Annotated in this window: 18 protein-coding genes; all 18 read right to left on the bottom strand. The window is 25.6% G+C overall.

From position 1 onward, the window contains the following. Positions 1 to 31: 31 nt before the first annotated feature. A complete protein-coding gene (gene cas10 / locus FVE74_RS04285; RefSeq protein ID WP_147003384.1) occupies positions 32 to 2,683 on the bottom strand; it encodes a type III-A CRISPR-associated protein Cas10/Csm1 in 2,652 nt (883 codons plus the stop codon). Between the two features lie 170 nt (positions 2,684 to 2,853). Beyond that, positions 2,854 to 3,324, bottom strand: coding sequence for a hypothetical protein (locus FVE74_RS04280; RefSeq protein ID WP_147003383.1), 471 nt, complete (start codon positions 3,322 to 3,324; stop codon positions 2,854 to 2,856). 401 nt (positions 3,325 to 3,725) lie between these two features. Then, complete coding sequence (gltX, locus tag FVE74_RS04275; RefSeq protein ID WP_147003382.1) at positions 3,726 to 5,246, bottom strand: glutamate--tRNA ligase; 1,521 nt, start codon at positions 5,244 to 5,246, stop codon at positions 3,726 to 3,728. 1,052 nt (positions 5,247 to 6,298) lie between these two features. Beyond that, the gene (locus tag FVE74_RS04270) at positions 6,299 to 6,679 is read right to left on the bottom strand and encodes a hypothetical protein (RefSeq protein ID WP_147003381.1); all 381 of its coding nucleotides are present in this window, start codon (positions 6,677 to 6,679) and stop codon (positions 6,299 to 6,301) included. 98 nt (positions 6,680 to 6,777) lie between these two features. Beyond that, a complete protein-coding gene (locus FVE74_RS04265; protein ID WP_147003380.1) occupies positions 6,778 to 7,272 on the bottom strand; it encodes a hypothetical protein in 495 nt (164 codons plus the stop codon). Positions 7,273 to 7,429: 157 nt separating this feature from the next. Further along, positions 7,430 to 7,867 (bottom strand): hypothetical protein, encoded by a 438-nt coding sequence (locus FVE74_RS04260; RefSeq protein WP_232054059.1) that lies wholly within the window; start codon positions 7,865 to 7,867, stop codon positions 7,430 to 7,432. A gap of 107 nt (positions 7,868 to 7,974) precedes the next feature. After that, positions 7,975 to 8,367 carry a hypothetical protein gene (locus FVE74_RS04255; RefSeq protein WP_147003379.1) on the bottom strand — a complete coding sequence of 131 codons (393 nt, stop codon included), beginning with the start codon at positions 8,365 to 8,367 and terminating at the stop codon, positions 7,975 to 7,977. Between the two features lie 321 nt (positions 8,368 to 8,688). Then, positions 8,689 to 9,012: a type II toxin-antitoxin system RelE family toxin gene (locus FVE74_RS04250; RefSeq protein WP_147003378.1), complete on the bottom strand. Its 324-nt coding sequence runs from the start codon at positions 9,010 to 9,012 to the stop codon at positions 8,689 to 8,691. Continuing rightward, on the bottom strand, positions 9,012 to 9,239 hold the full coding sequence (locus FVE74_RS04245) for a DUF6290 family protein (RefSeq protein ID WP_147003377.1): 228 nt from the start codon (positions 9,237 to 9,239) through the stop codon (positions 9,012 to 9,014). The genes FVE74_RS04250 and FVE74_RS04245 overlap by 1 nt, the downstream gene beginning before the upstream one ends. 372 nt (positions 9,240 to 9,611) lie before the next feature. After that, positions 9,612 to 10,331 carry a helicase gene (locus tag FVE74_RS04240; protein ID WP_147003376.1) on the bottom strand — a complete coding sequence of 240 codons (720 nt, stop codon included), beginning with the start codon at positions 10,329 to 10,331 and terminating at the stop codon, positions 9,612 to 9,614. Between the two features lie 105 nt (positions 10,332 to 10,436). Next, a complete protein-coding gene (locus FVE74_RS04235) occupies positions 10,437 to 11,414 on the bottom strand; it encodes a hypothetical protein (RefSeq protein ID WP_147003375.1) in 978 nt (325 codons plus the stop codon). Between the two features lie 26 nt (positions 11,415 to 11,440). Then, complete coding sequence (locus FVE74_RS04230; RefSeq protein ID WP_147003374.1) at positions 11,441 to 13,093, bottom strand: AAA family ATPase; 1,653 nt, start codon at positions 13,091 to 13,093, stop codon at positions 11,441 to 11,443. A gap of 87 nt (positions 13,094 to 13,180) precedes the next feature. Next, positions 13,181 to 13,384: a hypothetical protein gene (locus FVE74_RS04225; RefSeq protein ID WP_147003373.1), complete on the bottom strand. Its 204-nt coding sequence runs from the start codon at positions 13,382 to 13,384 to the stop codon at positions 13,181 to 13,183. A 68-nt stretch (positions 13,385 to 13,452) separates the two neighbouring features. Next, on the bottom strand, positions 13,453 to 13,668 hold the full coding sequence (locus tag FVE74_RS04220) for a hypothetical protein (protein ID WP_147003372.1): 216 nt from the start codon (positions 13,666 to 13,668) through the stop codon (positions 13,453 to 13,455). A 440-nt stretch (positions 13,669 to 14,108) separates the two neighbouring features. Continuing rightward, positions 14,109 to 14,588, bottom strand: coding sequence for a hypothetical protein (locus tag FVE74_RS04210; protein WP_147003370.1), 480 nt, complete (start codon positions 14,586 to 14,588; stop codon positions 14,109 to 14,111). Between the two features lie 243 nt (positions 14,589 to 14,831). Then, entirely contained in the window at positions 14,832 to 14,987 is a 156-nt protein-coding gene (locus FVE74_RS04205) for an IS3 family transposase (protein WP_147003369.1), read from the bottom strand. Positions 14,988 to 15,089: 102 nt separating this feature from the next. Next, on the bottom strand, positions 15,090 to 15,974 hold the full coding sequence (locus tag FVE74_RS04200; protein WP_147003368.1) for an Imm49 family immunity protein: 885 nt from the start codon (positions 15,972 to 15,974) through the stop codon (positions 15,090 to 15,092). A 223-nt stretch (positions 15,975 to 16,197) separates the two neighbouring features. Continuing rightward, positions 16,198 to 16,827, bottom strand: a complete 630-nt coding sequence (locus tag FVE74_RS04195; RefSeq protein WP_147003367.1) for a hypothetical protein — start codon at positions 16,825 to 16,827, stop codon at positions 16,198 to 16,200. Positions 16,828 to 16,889: the final 62 nt, after the last annotated feature.

Raw genomic sequence — 16,889 nt, 5'->3', positions numbered from 1 at the left:
TAATATTTAATTTTAATTCTTATTTCTAAAATTATTTACTTTCTCTATATTCATAAATCAATATATTTATTGCCGTCAATAATTGTTTTGCATCTTCTTCATTTTTTATCCATTCAAACAGCTGTTTTTTCAAATCTAAATAATTTTTTTGCTGTCTTTCATTTTGTTTATCGTATTTTATTCTTGCAATTATGTAAGCAAATCGAGCAATATCAATTCTATGTTTTTCATTTTCTTTTTCTTCAAACTGGCTTCTTATAAGATTCATAAGACTATACCATTTTGACTTTCCTACAAATACTTTTTCTGTTTCTTCATTTTCCTTCAAGCTAATCCTAGATTTTAAATAACTATATTTTTCATTTAAAACTTTTCCTATAAAATCATCCCATTTATAAACATGATTTAATTTGTCATTTTTTTCCACTCCAAATAATGCAATAGCATCTTTTGCAGTTTTGCCAATTTCATTTTCATTATATGATTTCGCAAGTTTTTCTAATTCTCCTGTTTTTTGTGCCATTTGAAATATTGGATAATTTTCATCAAAAAATCCTATTCCTGCCGACAATGTAACTCTATCACTTGAAAATTCTTTAAATGCCGTTCTTAAGTCAACAGAAAATTCAATAATATCATTCCAAGTCCCAATTGCAAAAACATCATCTCCACCAGAATATACTAACACAATATTTCTTCCGTCTGTTTTTTCTTTTGTTCTTTCCGTTATTATATTACAGTATTCTTTAAACAATTCATTCTTTTCATCAGTTAAATTTTTTCTTTCTAATATCAAATTTATCACTCTTTTAAAGAAATCAGACAAATATCTTGACAAAACTACTGTTTTTGAGAATCTTACAAATTTATACGGTTCTTTTTCTCCATCTATATTAACAAATCCCGTATCTTCAAAACCTGTTTGAAATAAAGTTCCCAAATTATCAATATCCGCTCTTAGCACAGCAAGTCTTTCAATTCCTTTACCCTTTTTAACTAATTCCGTAAATTCAACAAGACTATTTTCTTTTTCTTCATTTGTTGGTTTTATATTATAGTTTCCAATTTTAATATTTCTTGAATTTCCTTTTCCAAAGTAATCATCATTTATCGAATAAAATCTATAAAATTTGTCACTTTCTTTTTCTACTTCCTCAACTGTCTCAAAATTTCTAAAAACTATTTCTACAGATCCTTTCGGATATTTTGGAAATTTTAATTTACTACTCTTTTCTTCACAATTTTTTTCCATAAAAAATGTTCTTTTTTGATGAAATGATTTTGAAATATCTCTTCCTAATTTAATATAATTTTTACAAGAATCACATATTTCAATATTTCCATTACTTTCATTTTGAGAGTTTTTTATCAAAATTTCTTCCTTTTCAGATTTTTTACAAATCACACATTCCTTTGTATCATTATAAATTTTATTCAAATCACTATCTTCATCAAATATTTCTTCCAATTGTTTTTCAGAATATCTATTCAGTTTTTTTCTGGAAGTTTCAATAGAATTTCTTTTAAAAATTTCTTTAATTTGGTTTTCTTTTTTTATATTCTCACTTAACTTATTTCCCAATTCTTCTGCTGAAGTTTCAGTATGCGATATTTCATAATAAACCGGTGTTCCCAATTCCTTCAAAAGAAAATCATTTACTATTTTTTTGTAATTCTCTAAGATTTCTATCGTTTTTGGAACATTTGGCAATAACATGTAAAATTGGCTTCCTGCCGAATAAATTAAATTTACTCTTGATAAATTTAATGCTTCCAAGATTTCATCTATTATATGTTCAATAAAAAGTTCCAGGTAAAATGATCGTCCTCTTAGTGATTTCATAGCCATTTTAGATGTTATTGTATAAATAAAATTTTGTATTCCAGTGAACTCCCCTGATACAAATAAAAATTTTGTTTTTTCTCTTTCCTTCTTTTGGCTCTTTTTAAAATATTTATTTTTATAATCTCTATTATTTTCCTTTTCCATATCATAAATATACATGCAAACAGCTACTGCAGCTGTCAATTTAACATGATCATAATAAGGGACATAATCTACATATGAACTTGAAGGAAAATATATACAACTTTCTTCCAATACTGAATTTAATTTTTCAGGTGTCAAAATATTCTTTTTCTTCATTTCTTCCAAATCATCTCTTAACTGCTCTAACACATTCAAATATTCAGTATTCTCTATTTTATTTTTCTCTTTTATTTCTTTGGGAATATTAAAATTACGCCTGTCATTTCTTAAGAAACCAAAATTTTTTTCTATCTTATTCTTTTGAAGATTAAGTTTATTAAATATTGAATTTAATGGTAACCCTTCTATTTCAGTAATTTTTACTTTTTCTCCCTTTTCATTTATTTCATCTTCATATTTAACTCTATCTACTCCAGAAGCAATATTATCAGCCTCGTAAACAAGATATGCCAAAGAACTGTCATCCAATTTATCATTTTGTTTCAATTTTTCATTTATTTCTTCATTATGATGATATTTTATCATATCATAAACTTCTCTATATTTTTCTTTATCTAATAATTCTCTATTTTCTAAATAGTCCGATCCTGCTTTAGAATGTCTGTTTTTTCCACCTTTACCAGCTCTTCTAACAATTTTTCCAATATCGTGCAATAAAGCACCTATTTGTAGATTAATTAATTTTTCATCCATATTTCCTCCCACACCCATTAATCTATTTTTATATTTCAAATTTTACCATCTTACATTTATTATACCATACAAAATTTGAAAAACCATTTTAATTCTAAAATAAAAAAAAACTGCAAATGAAAATTAATTCAAATACAGCTTTTTTCTTTTATAAAACTCAAAAACAAAACTTATTCATAATCACTCAAAATTTCAGCCAATTTTTCAGAATCATAAAGAGAAGATGTAATAAAAGTATGATCCATAATTCTATATATTTCTATCAATTTTTTTGAATTATACAACAATAATTCTCCTTTTCGCTCTTTCACATTCAATTTTTCCTTCAAAACTTTACTCGCATTTTTCTTGTAATCCTCAATTATTTTTGCATGTTCTTCATCCGTCGTAGCCGAATCAAAAACTGCCGAGAACAACTGATTATCAGAAAAAGCAAAACTATTTAACTCTCTTTTTACACCCAATGGATCTTCCACATTTACAAAATAATAAACAGCATAATTTCCATTATCATGCGAATTTGATAGTGGCTCACTTTTTATAATATTTTTCAATTCTTTTGGAGAAATCCCAAAATTGATTTTATTCGCAACTTTTGCATTGACAGTTCCTGCAAAAACAGTCACTGAAAATAACATCATCCTGAACCTCCCACAACTAAAGTCGCAGGGTTTTAAAATCTTTAAAAGTATTTAAAAATTTTCTAAGAAGTTTGATAGTATGACAACTATCCTTATTCTTTTAGGCATGTTCAGCTCACCCCTATGGTATAGGACAACATTTAAGTCCACAACTTTACTTTTCTTTAGAATATTTAATACTCCATTATAATCTTCAATCAAAGATATTATATCATATATTCTACATTTTATCTACTAAAATTTTCCCATATGCTTACTAAATTTTCGTGTAATTCATATCATAACTAAAGTTGCGAGTGTTCTTGCACTATTTCATAAAAAAAGAAATTCAAGTCCAATCCCTCAAATTTCTTTTTTCTTTTCACAATAACCTAAATTTTTCTAACTATAATTTAAAAAAACTATTTAATTTTTTTCAAAGTATTTTGAACTCTCTTCAAAGTTCTCTCTTTCCCAATAATCGCAATTACAGTATACAAGTCAGCTCCTCTAGCTTTTCCAGTAACAACTGCTCTAAGTGGCATTAATACTGCTGCTGGTCCTTCACCTAGTTCATCTTGCAATCCGTGTAAAATTTCTTTTGCTTCTTCTTCAGAGATTTCTTCATTTAAAGCATTAATTTTTTCTACAAATAATTCGATAGATTTTTTACCAACTTCTGTTTCCAATGAATTTCTCAATCTTTCAACAGATTTTCTTGCTTTTTTGTTCATTCCTTCTTCAACAATTGGCAATTCAAACTCATCTTCAAAATAAATTGATGAAATTTCAGGCAATTCTTTCAAAGTATGAGCTCCTTCTCTTGAAATTTCTACAATTCTTCTTAATTTAGAAAATTCTTCATCAGATAAGTTTTCGTCAGCGTAATATCCAGCTTTCACAAAATATGGAATCGCTAATTTAGTCAATTCATCTAAATCTTTCAATCTCATATGATGATTATTTACCCAACCTAATTTAACCAAATCAAATACAGGTCCTCCAAGCGAGATTTTATCAAACGAAAAGTTTTCAATCATTTCTTCAATTGTAAAAATTTCTTTATTTTCTCCAAAGCTCCATCCCATTAAAGCCAAGAAATTTAAAAGTCCTTCCTTCAAATATCCTTCTTCTTGGTAATAGTTCAATGAAACTGGATTTTTTCTCTTAGAAATTTTAGTTTTATCCGCATTTCTCAAAAGTGGCATGTGATACCATTTTGGCTCATCCCAACCAAACGCTTTGTATAATTGAATATGTTTAGGCGTAGATGAAATCCATTCTTCAGCTCTAATAACATGTGTAATTCCCATTAAATGGTCATCCACGATATTTGCCAAATGATAAGTAGGGAATCCATCAGATTTTAACAATACTTGATCATCAATTTTACTATTCTCAAATCTAATTTCTCCTCTTAAACCATCATTTACAATCGTTTCCCCTTCATAAGGCATTTTCAATCTAATTGTATAAGGTTCTCCTGCAGCCAATTTAGCTTCAACTTCTTCTTTAGAAAGATTTCTACAATGACCATCATATCCAGGTGCTTGTTTCATCGCAGTTTGTCTTTCTCTCAATTTTTGCAATCTTTCAGGTGTACAAAAACAGTAATATGCCTCACCTTTTTCTACCAATTTTTCAGCATATTCTTTATATATTTCAAATCTTTCAGACTGTCTATAAGGGCCTCTATCCCCACCAACATCTGGACCTTCATCATAATTAAGTCCAAGCCATTTCATCGCATCAAAAATTTGTTGTTCCGAATCCTCAGAAAATCTAGTTCTATCCGTATCTTCAATTCTCAATAAAAAGTCTCCACCATTATGTTTTGCAAATACATAATTAAAAAGTCCAATGTAGGCAGTTCCCACATGTGGATCTCCAGTCGGAGACGGTGCTATTCTAACTCTTACTCTTTTGTTATCACTATTTGACATTTTTTCTCTTTTTCTCCTATCTATTTGTTATTCTTTTTATATTATATAATAAAATAAGTTATTGTGCAACAACTATTGTGCAAATTCCAAATTTATTGGGTTTTTATGTATAAAGTAATCTAAAATCTAAAAAATTTAATCATTAATCTTATCTTTAATATGATATATAAAAATAAGTTCTATCCAACAATTAATTTTTAAGAAGAACTGACTTTAAAAAAACAATATTTTGAATTTGAAAAGCAATTTAAATCAGAAGAAAAAATACACTCTATGAATACATTCTCATTTACTATCACTTATTTCTTTAATAATTTTTTGACATATATTATGATCTCTTACTTTAATATTTACATGATCTTGATAACTACGAAACTTAAAAATTGTATCCCAGCTTTCACAATTATTATTATAGAATACAATTTTTTCATTTTTATCATTGTAAAAATAATATTTTTCATCAAAAGAAATATCATAAGGATAGGTTTTTTTAAAAATATTTGAAAAATTTAACTCCTTTAGGAAAATATTTTTTAAATCTTTAGAATATACAATTTTCTTGCCATTTTCTGAGTAATAAATTTTTGAATTTTTTATTTTATTCCTAAAAATAGAAACTTCTTTATAGTATGATAACACTACTGAAGTATAATAAAGAAAATATATCCCAATAAATAAATAAAATATAAGAATTATTATTTTTTCTAAATTTTTTAAAAGAAATATTTCTTTTAAATTAATTATTTTGAAATCTAAATTTTTCAAATAAAAACCATCATTCATTATATATATTATAAAAATAGCGATAAAAAAAGGAAAAAATTTAAATTTTATAAAGAATACTATATAGATTATTATTAAAATACAAAGTAATATTTTTTTCTTACACATTTCAATTTCTCCTTCTATTTGAATTTTAAACTTTTTCTGACAGTCCTTCCATAACTTTCTCATGTCTTTCTTCCATTAATTCATTTACATCTACTTTTCTAGTATAAACGCATTGTTTTTTCTACTTCCTTCATTTCTTTTTATTATAAACATTCTCTCACCTAAAAATTTTCTTTAAAGTCTTCAAACATTTTTTGAACTTCGTTATCATTATAAATATCTTCATAAGCATTCACAATAATTTCAAGTTCTTTCAAAAAGTCTTTTTTAGAAATTATTTCTATATTTTCCTTTTCTCTTTCATTTTTATATTTTTTTGAAATTAATATTTCTGCTTCTTCCTTTGTTATGAAATCATTTATATTTTTTTCTAATAATCCATTTAAGAAACTAATACCTGCTCTATTTTTTAATGCTATCATTAAATCCCAATTATAGTATTTTATTTTTATTTTTTCTTTATTTTTTGAAATTTCGAACTCCATATCATAAGCAACTGATTCTCCAAAAAAATCTTTTTTCTTTTTTTCTTTTAAATTCAAATACTCTTTTAGATAAAAAATTTTTTAATATTTTTTTTCCGAGTAAATATGAAAAAATTTCTTTTTAATATTTATATCCCAATAGGTAATTTCTTTTTTCAAAAGTTTATAGTTCCTAAGTTATATCTATTTTCTTCAAAATTATAATTCAACAAAAAATTTCTTAAATTATCTCTAGTAAATATATTTTTAATATCTAAATTTATTTTATAATTTTTAGCCTCATCAATAAATTTAGTATAATTTACAAATTCTTGCTCAATAAAACTTATTAAATTACTATAGCAATGGATATTTTCTAAATAATATGTTAAAAAATAATGAAACATTTCCTCATATGTATAATAAACCCTTTCCTCGTAATCTCCATAAAAAATTCCTATATAAACGGAAGTTTCCCTATCTATTTCGTTAAAACCGCTATTTATTAAAACAGAATCATAGTCACCATATCCTTGTCCCGAACCATTAATATAAAATCCATCTAAAATATTAGGAAAATTCCCTATATAATCTATAACTTTAACAAAAAGTTCATATTTATTCATTTTTAAATTTTCAAAAAAATTTTCTTTTATTTTTTTTAAGCCCACTTTATTTCCCACCTTTACTTAAACCTCTATTTATAAGCAACTTTTATTTTTTCATATTGAGAGTATAAAAATTTTTGTGTAAATAGAATAGTGAAGTGCTGAATTTACTAGATTTTCTATTAGTTTGCACAAAATTCTGAACAATCTCTTATTTTACTTATATTTTTTCAAACTTATTTTCATCCTCGTAATATCTGCTTGTACTTTTTCTCTTATCATTTTTGACATTAAGAAGATAATAAATCCTTTTATCTTTATTATGCCAACAAATTTTACTTACTTTTGCCTCAAGCACTGGATATTTAAACAATCTAACTTTATCTCCGATATTGAATTTTGGCTTATTTTTTATTTCATAAATTTCTCTCTTTAGTCGAAACTTTGCCTTTCCTCCTAATGATTGTACTACTATATATTCTTCTTTTTCTTCTATACATTTCAATATTGTTATTCCGAGATTTTCATTTGATTTTTCCAAATCTTCGAGATAGATATATTTTAATTTATTTGGTACATCTTTTAATACTCCATAACTTCCTACATATTTTTTTTCATTTATTTCACTTCTCCTTTTTGTATGGGGTAAATTTCTCAAATATTATATAGTTGCTTTGCCATATATTATTTAGAGGTTTACACAAAAATTTTTACACACCCGATAAACTATTATATTTTGAACTTACACAAAATTATGGACACTTTTTACAAATCATTTATTTTTATTTCTAAATAACTTTCTAATTCTTTTGGCAACATTAAAAATGCTTTTTTCCCCAACAGAACTCTTTTATATTCTTCTAAAGTACAGCTCCAGTCTGGCCAATCATAAAAGTCCGATTCAAACTCTACCCTGTCTTTATATACGGAAGTGAAAAATATCTCTGTTCCTGTTTCAAAGCACTCTATTTCCCCACTCTCCACTCTTTCTATTTCATCCAGTTCATAATCTACATCTGAAACATATCTCATCTCCCATACAGCTCCAGCTAAATAACGTGAGTAATTAACATCATATTTTTCATCATCTATAACATCACAGTCTGGAGCCCATAATTCTCCATTTTTAGCTATCTTATAAAAAAATTTTACTTTCATTATTTACCTCCTTCTTTATATATAGGATAAACCCTTGTTCCGTGATTATTTAAAAAAACTTCTATTTCTACTCCACTTGGAGAAGTCCCTTTCCATTCAATACCTTTTCTTGTTTGTTCTATTTTAAATTATTTCCACACCTTATTTTAAACCTCTATTTATAAACAGATTCCACTTTTTCTATTCATATTATTAAATATTTCTATAACTATATTTTAACAAACAGATTTCTTTTTAGCCATAACAAAAACCTCCAAATATTATATAGTTATTTTATCATATATTATTTAGAGGTTCAAACAAAATTCTGGACACTCTCATTTATTTTATTTTTCCATTTTTGTATGTTTTTCTATTTTTATCTTTATAAGTTTCTTTTCTATCTGAAATTTCTATAATTAATACTAATAAAATATCATTTTTTATTTCAGCTACGATTCTATAAGAGCCTACTCGATATCTCCATAATCCTTTTAAATTTCCTGTAAGTGCTTTTCCTCTTTGCTTTGGATTTTGTGTACCGATTAAATTTTCTGAAATCCATTTTTTAAGAAGTTTAGCAATTGCTTTATTTGATTTAATTAATTTTTTTAGATCTTTTTCTGCAGATTCAGTAAATTTTACTTCATAAAATTTTTTTTCCATTATAATCCTAGCCTTTTAAAAACTTCTTCAGCAGAAGCATTTTTTTCAGATTTTGAATTTTCCCATCTTCTTAATATTCTTTTTTCATCTTCTTCAGTTATTTCATCATATATTTTGTCTAAAATTAAATTACGGACAAAAGATGACATATTAAGATTATTTATATTTGAATATTCTTTTAAAAGTTCTAAATCTTCTTTTTCCATTCTCAATGATAATGTAGGCATTTTTTATCCCTCCAATTGTAATATTTATATTACAATTGTACCAAGTATTATTCTGTTTGTCAAGATATGAAAAATTTTAAGATAGTAAATCGATATGGATTTTACTCAAGATGTATTTCCGATAAACTCAAAAAAAACAATTGAACCTTTTAAGAGAAATGTTGCAGAAATATTCCTTTTTATACAAAACTTTTTGAATGCCCCCTTTTTACTATCCTAACTGTAAAGTTAAAATGATTGTACGGGAATTTTATCATTATATTTCTACACCTTACTTTAAACCTCTATTTATAAGCAACTTTCACTTCTTCTGTTCAGATTATTAAATATTTCTATAACTATCACAAAAGTTTTGGACATTTTCAATTTCTTTTAGATTAATCCTAATAACGGTTTAAATATATTATTCATTTCCACAAATTCTTCATAAGTAATATCTGCCTTGTCATTAAAGATAATGTATATACCCTTTTCAAGTAACTGAACTTCATTCGCTTTCCCTTTGAGTCTTTCTAAAAGTTCTTCCTTAGGTATTTTTATTAGTTTAGTGTAACTCTCTTCATTGAAATACATCACTGGGGATAGTGTAAATAATACATCTCCCAGCATTCCTATGTTACAATTTTTCTCCTTCAGTTTTAAAAATTCAGGATTTATACTTTTTCCATAAGTTCTTGTTTCCGGAGTTCTTCCTTCCTCATAAGCACCATTATAAGCTACATATAAATCAGCAACATAAGGATCAAAAATATTTATCACCTTTGGAAGATCTTCATATATTATTTTCTTATAGTCTATCAGATTGTATGTTATCTTAAATTCATATAGTAACTCATCCCAAGTTACATATTTAAGTCCTCTCCATCTATATACACCTTCTATTGAAACTCCTTTAGTTTTAGAATTTTTTGTACGGTAATAGGCTCTTATTTCTATACCAAAATCTGGTACTTCCGGGATCTTACTGTCTTTTAAGCCTAAAGGAGCTTCCAGTTTTGACAGTCCTTCCATAACTTTTTTATGCCTTTCTTCCATCGTTTCATTTACATTTACTTTTCTGTATAAACGAATTGTTCTTTCTACTTTTTTCATTTCTTTATTTCCTTTCGTAGAATTTATAAAATCAAGATAATGGGATGCCATCTTAATTTATATTTTAAATTTTGAATTTGCACAAAATTCTGAACACACTCTCTTCTAAAAATTTTCTTTAAAGTTTTCAAACATTTTTTGAACTTCGTTATCATTATAAATATCTTCATAAGCATTAACAATAATTTCAAGTTCTTTTAAAAAATCTTTTTTAGAAATTATTTCTATATTTTCTTTTTCTCTTTTATATTTTTTTTGAATTAACCTTTCTGCTTCTTTTTTTGTTATAAAATCACTGATATACTTATCAGAACTTTTTCTATCTCCATAAAATATTCCACGTTCTCCAACTAACAATTTTCCATTAGACCCCATACCTCTACAGTAATATTCAATATTTATACTCAATTTATCTATAGTTAACTTATAAATTTCATTATATCCATCATCAATAAAATAATTTTTTAGATTTATTCCAAATTTTTTTTGTGGATTAGATAAAAACTCTTTTAATACATCTTTCCCTAATAAATATGATAGAAATCTCTTTAGTATATTTATATCTGAATATCCTATCTTTTTTTTATGAAAATTTATAGCTCCGATATTGTATTGATTTTCTTTTTTGACATAATTAATTAAAAAATTTCTTAATCTGTCTCTTTCAAATATACTATTTAAATCCATATTTATTTTATATTTTTTTGATTCATCTATATGATTGACATAATTTAAAAATTCCTGCTCTACAAAAGCTATCATATCAGAATATTCATTCATATGTTGCAAGTGATACATTAAAAGATAACATAACATCTCTTCATAAGTATAATATACCCTTTCTATATCTTCTATTTCATTTTCATATTCAAAAATATACAATGCTGTCTCATCTTCATCATTCCACCCGATATTTATACCTAATCCTTGATATTCTCCACTTCTTACTTTTTCATTATTAAAATATATATCTGACATTATATATGGAAAATTACCTATTTCATTAATTACTGTTACTAATAAATCAAATTTATTCATTTTTAAATTTTCAAAAAAATTTTCTTTTATTTTTTTTAAACTCACTTTATTTCCCACCTTTACTTAAACCTCTATTTAAAAACCACCTTCACTTCTTTCCCATAAAACGCAACCCCAATCTTCAAAATATTCTTTATCCCTCTTGCCTTCAATCTCGTATCATATTTCTTCTCATCAATCTGTTTCAACGCCTTCTGTGCCCTCTCTTCCATCCCCTTTTTCGTCTTCGATATTTTAAATTCCATAAGATATGCTTTCTCATTACTTTTTATCGGTATCATTGCAAGGTCATATCTTCCATATCCGCTTTCATCATTTGAAATAATCTCATATTTCCCCATCAAAAATCCTACAAGTCCTATCATAAATACTTGATATATTTTTTCCATTTCCTTATCCAAGTCAAAATGACTCAGCATATTTATCATTATTTCTCCCAATGTCTTCTCAAATTTCTTAATATCTCCATTTTCAAGTGCTTTTATCAAAGTATTTGTTTTCACTTCTGTTCCAAAAAATCTGTTTAAGAACATATTCCCAAAATATTTTCGTATTTCTTTATTTGGTATCTTTAAATTATAAATATTTGAATCGGATTCTTTTTCCTGATTTTTAGCTTTTGTCAAATATCCGCTATACAAAAGTAACTGCCATATCTCATCGTCGTTACTTAAAAGACTTTTTATTGTTGTTCCATCTGAAATATATTTTTCAATACTTTCCCCATCAGTAAACCGTTTTAAATCATCATAAACACTTTCCCCAGCATGATCAAGCATATTCTCTAAAAGCGTATTCCCCGAAACATTTGCCCAATATGCCTTGATTTCTCCATTGTCAATATAATTTACAATAGACCATGGATTGTACACTTCACTTTCTCCAAATAAATATCCATTATACCATTCTTTAACTTCTTCAATTTTGTATTTCATTCCAAAGTAATCAAGCATTTCAATTACCTCACTTTCAAGAAGTCCAAAATATTCTGAATATTTTTTATTCAATATCGTATCTACTTTTAAATTATTTAAACCTGAAAATATCCCTTCTTTTATGATTCTTGTTATCCCTGTCAAGATGCCGTACTTCAATGAATTATTAGTCTTTAATGCTGAACTGTAAAATGTTTGAAAAAAGTTTATCGCTTCATTGTAGTATCCTTTATCAAAAGCATTTATTATTGGAGCATCGTATTCATCAATTAAAATTATGACTTTTTCTCCATAATACTTATAAAGGCTATCTGACAAAAATTTTAAAGACATTATGTAGTCTGCATCTTCTTTTTCATAAAGCACTTTTTCAAATTTTCTTTTATCCCATTCATTCATTTTTTCTCTAATATACTCAAATTCAGCATATAAATCAAAAATAAATAACTTCAATCTTTTTAAACATTCTTCCCAAGTGTTTCCTTTTAAATCCTTCAGTGAAATAAAAATTACAGGATATTTACCCTGTTCACTCATATATTCACTATTATATATTTTCAAATTTTCAAAAAGTTTTTTATTTTCCTCTTTATTTTTTACATCAAAAAAATATTTCAACATCGACATATTCAACGTTTTTCCAAATCTCCGTGGTCTTGTAAAAAGTGTCACAGGAGCCCTGTTTATTAATAATTCCTCTATTAGTAATGTTTTATCTACATAATAGTAATCTTCATTTATTATTCTTTCAAAATCTTCAATTCCCACAGGAACAGCTTTTTTTCTCATAAAATCACACCCTCTTTTATTTTCCTTGAATTTCAATACATTAATTATACCACAATCTGATATTTAAAATAAAGTCATTTAAATGTTCTATAAATCATTTATTTTGTCTATAATTTTGAGTGATTCATTTATACCTTTATCTGAAATTATAAACAATAATCTTCCTAAATATATCGAATATCCTATATTATATTTTTTTGCATCTACTATAGCACCTGAATTTATGTATATTTTACCAACAGGATCTAATTCATAACAAAATTTTATTTTCAGTTTGATTTCCTCATTCATAAATAGGCTATCCTAATGTAAGATTATAATTAATACATCCTTGCATTTGTATTCTTAATTCTAATTTTTTAAATATATATCATAATTTTTTCTTTATATTCCTTTAATTCTTCTTCCGTCATTTTATTAGGTATTTTTAACTTAGAAAATTCATTAACAAAATATTTAAATAAAAATCTATCTTTCATATTTAACATTTCTATCAAATGATTTTTGTCTTGTTCTTCGCAATATTTTTCTATAAATTTTCTTATTATTGCATATTCTTCTATCCAACCTTTCATAATGTTCCCTCTTTTCTCTTAATATTAAATCTGTTCTTGGATTTAGTAAAATATCCAATTTATCATATTTTATATCTATTTTATCAACAGGAAACAATTGAAACGCACCAGCTTTACCATGTTCAGAATACGATATAGTAAATGGTTCCAACTCCTTTTTAGTATCTCCATAATCATAAAGAATTCTTACTTTTGGATCTCCTTTACTATTAAAATCAAAAGTTTCTCTTACAGAAACATTGCTCTAAGTACAATTTTGATTATTAAGATTGTAATAATCATATGCTATCTGGTATCTGTCTCTTACCTGATATGCAGTATCAATTTTTTTAAATCCAAAATAAGATAATGGAGCAGACATTTCTTTTTTAGTAGCTTCATACCATTACATATATGCCGTTGCTGGCAATGTTCTACTTGCTCCATTTGGACCTACATACTTATTTATTCTTTTTAGAATTTAAAATTTCATTTAACACAGAAATTGCTGTTTCATTATTTGAATCTAATTCTAAAATCTCTTTTGCTATCTTCTCTGCCTCTTCATCATCCATTAAATGTTCTGGAAGTCCGTAAAAACTTAATAATAATATCAAATTATCAATATTTTTTTCTAACGATACTAATTCTCTAGCATGAAAAATACCAACAGCATATGCACCTTCCATCCAACATAACACATAAGCCATTATACTTACAGATAAACTTAACCAAACGGTATTACCTGTTTTTCTAAACATATATTGTGTAAAACCATAAACACTCAAACTTTCTGTCCTATCGGCAATATTAAAATAAACTATATCATGTATCTCTTTATCACTCATATTTTTAAATTTTTTAGCTACTTTCTCATACTGAGCATTTAATATTCCTTCTTCAATTTCTTTTAGCACACTCTCATCGTATATTTTTATCATCTCTCTATTTATCTCCTTATTCTACTATCTAATTATCGCTAACTTTTATTGTTCCATCTGGAAATTTTTTATATCTTACTTGCACCTTATGTCCATCAATATTTAAAGTTTTTTCAAAAACTTGTTTTTTTGAATTAAACACTTTTTTTGTCCATCTTTTAATATCTTTCTAATAATCTTTTTCATTTTTTCCCAATTTTTATCTGGAACAAGTCTAGAGTATCCCCAAAATTTAGACTATTTTTAAGCAATTTCTTCATTTCCTTTCCTTATGCCTTCTTCGTATTCATTCGGACTTGTAAATCCTATTTTACTGTGTATCTTGCTGTTATTATACCATATTTCTATATACTCGTACATTCCGGTTCTTAAACTTTCTAGATTTTCAAATTTTTTTATTTTTAAGAATCTGTCGGTTAAAAAATTGTTTTAAATATTCAAATTGTATACAATACAAAAAAAATAACCACTGTCTTTTACAACAACGATTATTTGAAAATTTTATAAATTTAAATTCCAACTATTTTTCCATTCTTTCCATTCTTTTGGTGTTACTGTTGCCAAATCAAAATCTTTCATAAAATCATACGGATCTTCGTAACTTTCTAGCGGTGTGTTGTCTATTAATTCTTTTGGTGCTACTTCATTGTCAATTTCCAAGTCTATTCCGTGATATAATGCTATTTTGGCATATATTATGACATATACATGCAAGTAAAATTCATAGTTTGGATTATTATCATTTGAAAATTTTCTTGCCACTTTCTGTTCCATCATCCCATCCATCGCTTTTTTCATTTCATCAATATTTTTATCTGCCAAAGCACTTAAAAATTCATAATGCAATTCCCCATATTTATAATAACTGTCTTTCAATGGCTTTTCCAAATATGCAGTACATCTTTTTTTGACTTCTTCAAAATCTCCTCTTATTGCATGAAGAATTACACGAATTAAGAAAAATGTTCCATAATCATTTTTTAAATAACCATATTTATTTTTTTTACTATCATAATCATCAGGCATTATCGTATCAATATTATTTTTAAAAAATATTATAAAATCTGGATTGTTAGACATCAACATTTCAAACATTTGAGAAGCCTGAGTAAACAGCCTATTACTTCTACTACAACCCAATATTAATAATTTTCCACCTATATGGCAATTTAATCTGTGTTTTTTTATATTTTTTTCAATTACTAAATCTATTGAAGAAAATTTATTATAATCATTAGATAGAGTCCACATACAGGCAAATTGATCCCCTTTCTTATTTTCTATATATTTCAATTCATCTTTATCAAAATCTTCTTCCTTTCTTAAAAAACTTGAAATTAAATTAATTCCTTTTTCATATTTATTTTTACTTGCTACTACACTCATTTTAAATCCTTGCTCATTAATTATTTATTTTGTAATCCTTACAGGTACAAAAATTAATTCCCCTGTTTTTTATCACTCCAACTAATCCTGTATTCAATTTTCCGCTATTCTTAGCATTTTCAATTGTATGTTTTTGTTTTCTAATTTGTTTAATACATTTCTTACCCAGTCAGGAGACATCTGTCTAGCTCCACCTACCCCTTTATTTGAAACTCTCATAATTCTAATTTTCTTCTGCCGAATACTCTTTAGATGTCAAAATATTATATTTTTTTATTATATTACTAACTTCTTTACTTTTCAATAAAACTGGATTTATTTCTTTTATTTCTTTAATAAATTTTTTAGTAGTTATTTGTATTTCTGATATAAATTCTTCAAAATTAATTTTTTCCTCTTTGAAAAAAATATTCTTATTCTTATCTTCATCATAAAATTTATTATATACTTTTACAATATGTGAATTTTTTATTTTTGATTTTACTTTTTCTTCTTCAATTTGACTTATATATAATTCGTTATATATTTTCTTAAATTCAAGCCAATTTTCCGATTCAATATCCATTACAGCAACATAATCCTTTTTTTTCAATTCGATACAAATTTCTAAAAAAATTATTATCCATAAACTTATAATATCTTGAAGTTCAAATAAATCATCAAATTCTTCTTTTTCTTTTTCATTACAAAATTTTTGATCTTCATACCTTACAATATAATTATACATTTTACCATTAATTAAAAGTTCAAAAGCTCCATAAATCATACTATATTCTTCTTCAAATTCTTTTATCGAAATATTTTTTAATTTTTTTTTCATACTATCGTATATTAAATAATTAAATTTAAACATAATTTTATTTTCCTGCTTTCTTCACTAATTTTAGAAATTCTTCATAAGATATTTTATGAACC

Source organism: Leptotrichia wadei, from assembly GCF_007990445.1.
GTDB classification, from domain to species: domain Bacteria; phylum Fusobacteriota; class Fusobacteriia; order Fusobacteriales; family Leptotrichiaceae; genus Leptotrichia; species Leptotrichia wadei_A.
The sequence above is the reverse complement of the archived record's forward strand: the minus strand, read 5'-3'. Positions and strand labels throughout refer to the sequence as shown.

What these genes read in the sequence shown, in the direction of transcription:
- cas10 (WP_147003384.1), bottom strand. Translation starts at nt 2,683, where the DNA reads ATGGATGAAAAATTAATTAATCTACAAATAGGTGCTTTATTGCACGAT.
- FVE74_RS04280 (WP_147003383.1), bottom strand. Translation starts at nt 3,324, where the DNA reads ATGATGTTATTTTCAGTGACTGTTTTTGCAGGAACTGTCAATGCAAAA.
- gltX (WP_147003382.1), bottom strand. Translation starts at nt 5,246, where the DNA reads ATGTCAAATAGTGATAACAAAAGAGTAAGAGTTAGAATAGCACCGTCT.
- FVE74_RS04255 (WP_147003379.1), bottom strand. Translation starts at nt 8,367, where the DNA reads ATGAAAGTAAAATTTTTTTATAAGATAGCTAAAAATGGAGAATTATGG.
- FVE74_RS04250 (WP_147003378.1), bottom strand. Translation starts at nt 9,012, where the DNA reads ATGGAAAAAAAATTTTATGAAGTAAAATTTACTGAATCTGCAGAAAAA.
- FVE74_RS04245 (WP_147003377.1), bottom strand. Translation starts at nt 9,239, where the DNA reads ATGCCTACATTATCATTGAGAATGGAAAAAGAAGATTTAGAACTTTTA.
- FVE74_RS04240 (WP_147003376.1), bottom strand. Translation starts at nt 10,331, where the DNA reads ATGAAAAAAGTAGAAAGAACAATTCGTTTATACAGAAAAGTAAATGTA.
- FVE74_RS04230 (WP_147003374.1), bottom strand. Translation starts at nt 13,093, where the DNA reads ATGAGAAAAAAAGCTGTTCCTGTGGGAATTGAAGATTTTGAAAGAATA.
- FVE74_RS04225 (WP_147003373.1), bottom strand. Translation starts at nt 13,384, where the DNA reads ATGAATGAGGAAATCAAACTGAAAATAAAATTTTGTTATGAATTAGAT.
- FVE74_RS04220 (WP_147003372.1), bottom strand. Translation starts at nt 13,668, where the DNA reads ATGAAAGGTTGGATAGAAGAATATGCAATAATAAGAAAATTTATAGAA.
- FVE74_RS04210 (WP_147003370.1), bottom strand. Translation starts at nt 14,588, where the DNA reads ATGATAAAAATATACGATGAGAGTGTGCTAAAAGAAATTGAAGAAGGA.
- FVE74_RS04200 (WP_147003368.1), bottom strand. Translation starts at nt 15,974, where the DNA reads ATGAGTGTAGTAGCAAGTAAAAATAAATATGAAAAAGGAATTAATTTA.
- FVE74_RS04195 (WP_147003367.1), bottom strand. Translation starts at nt 16,827, where the DNA reads ATGTTTAAATTTAATTATTTAATATACGATAGTATGAAAAAAAAATTA.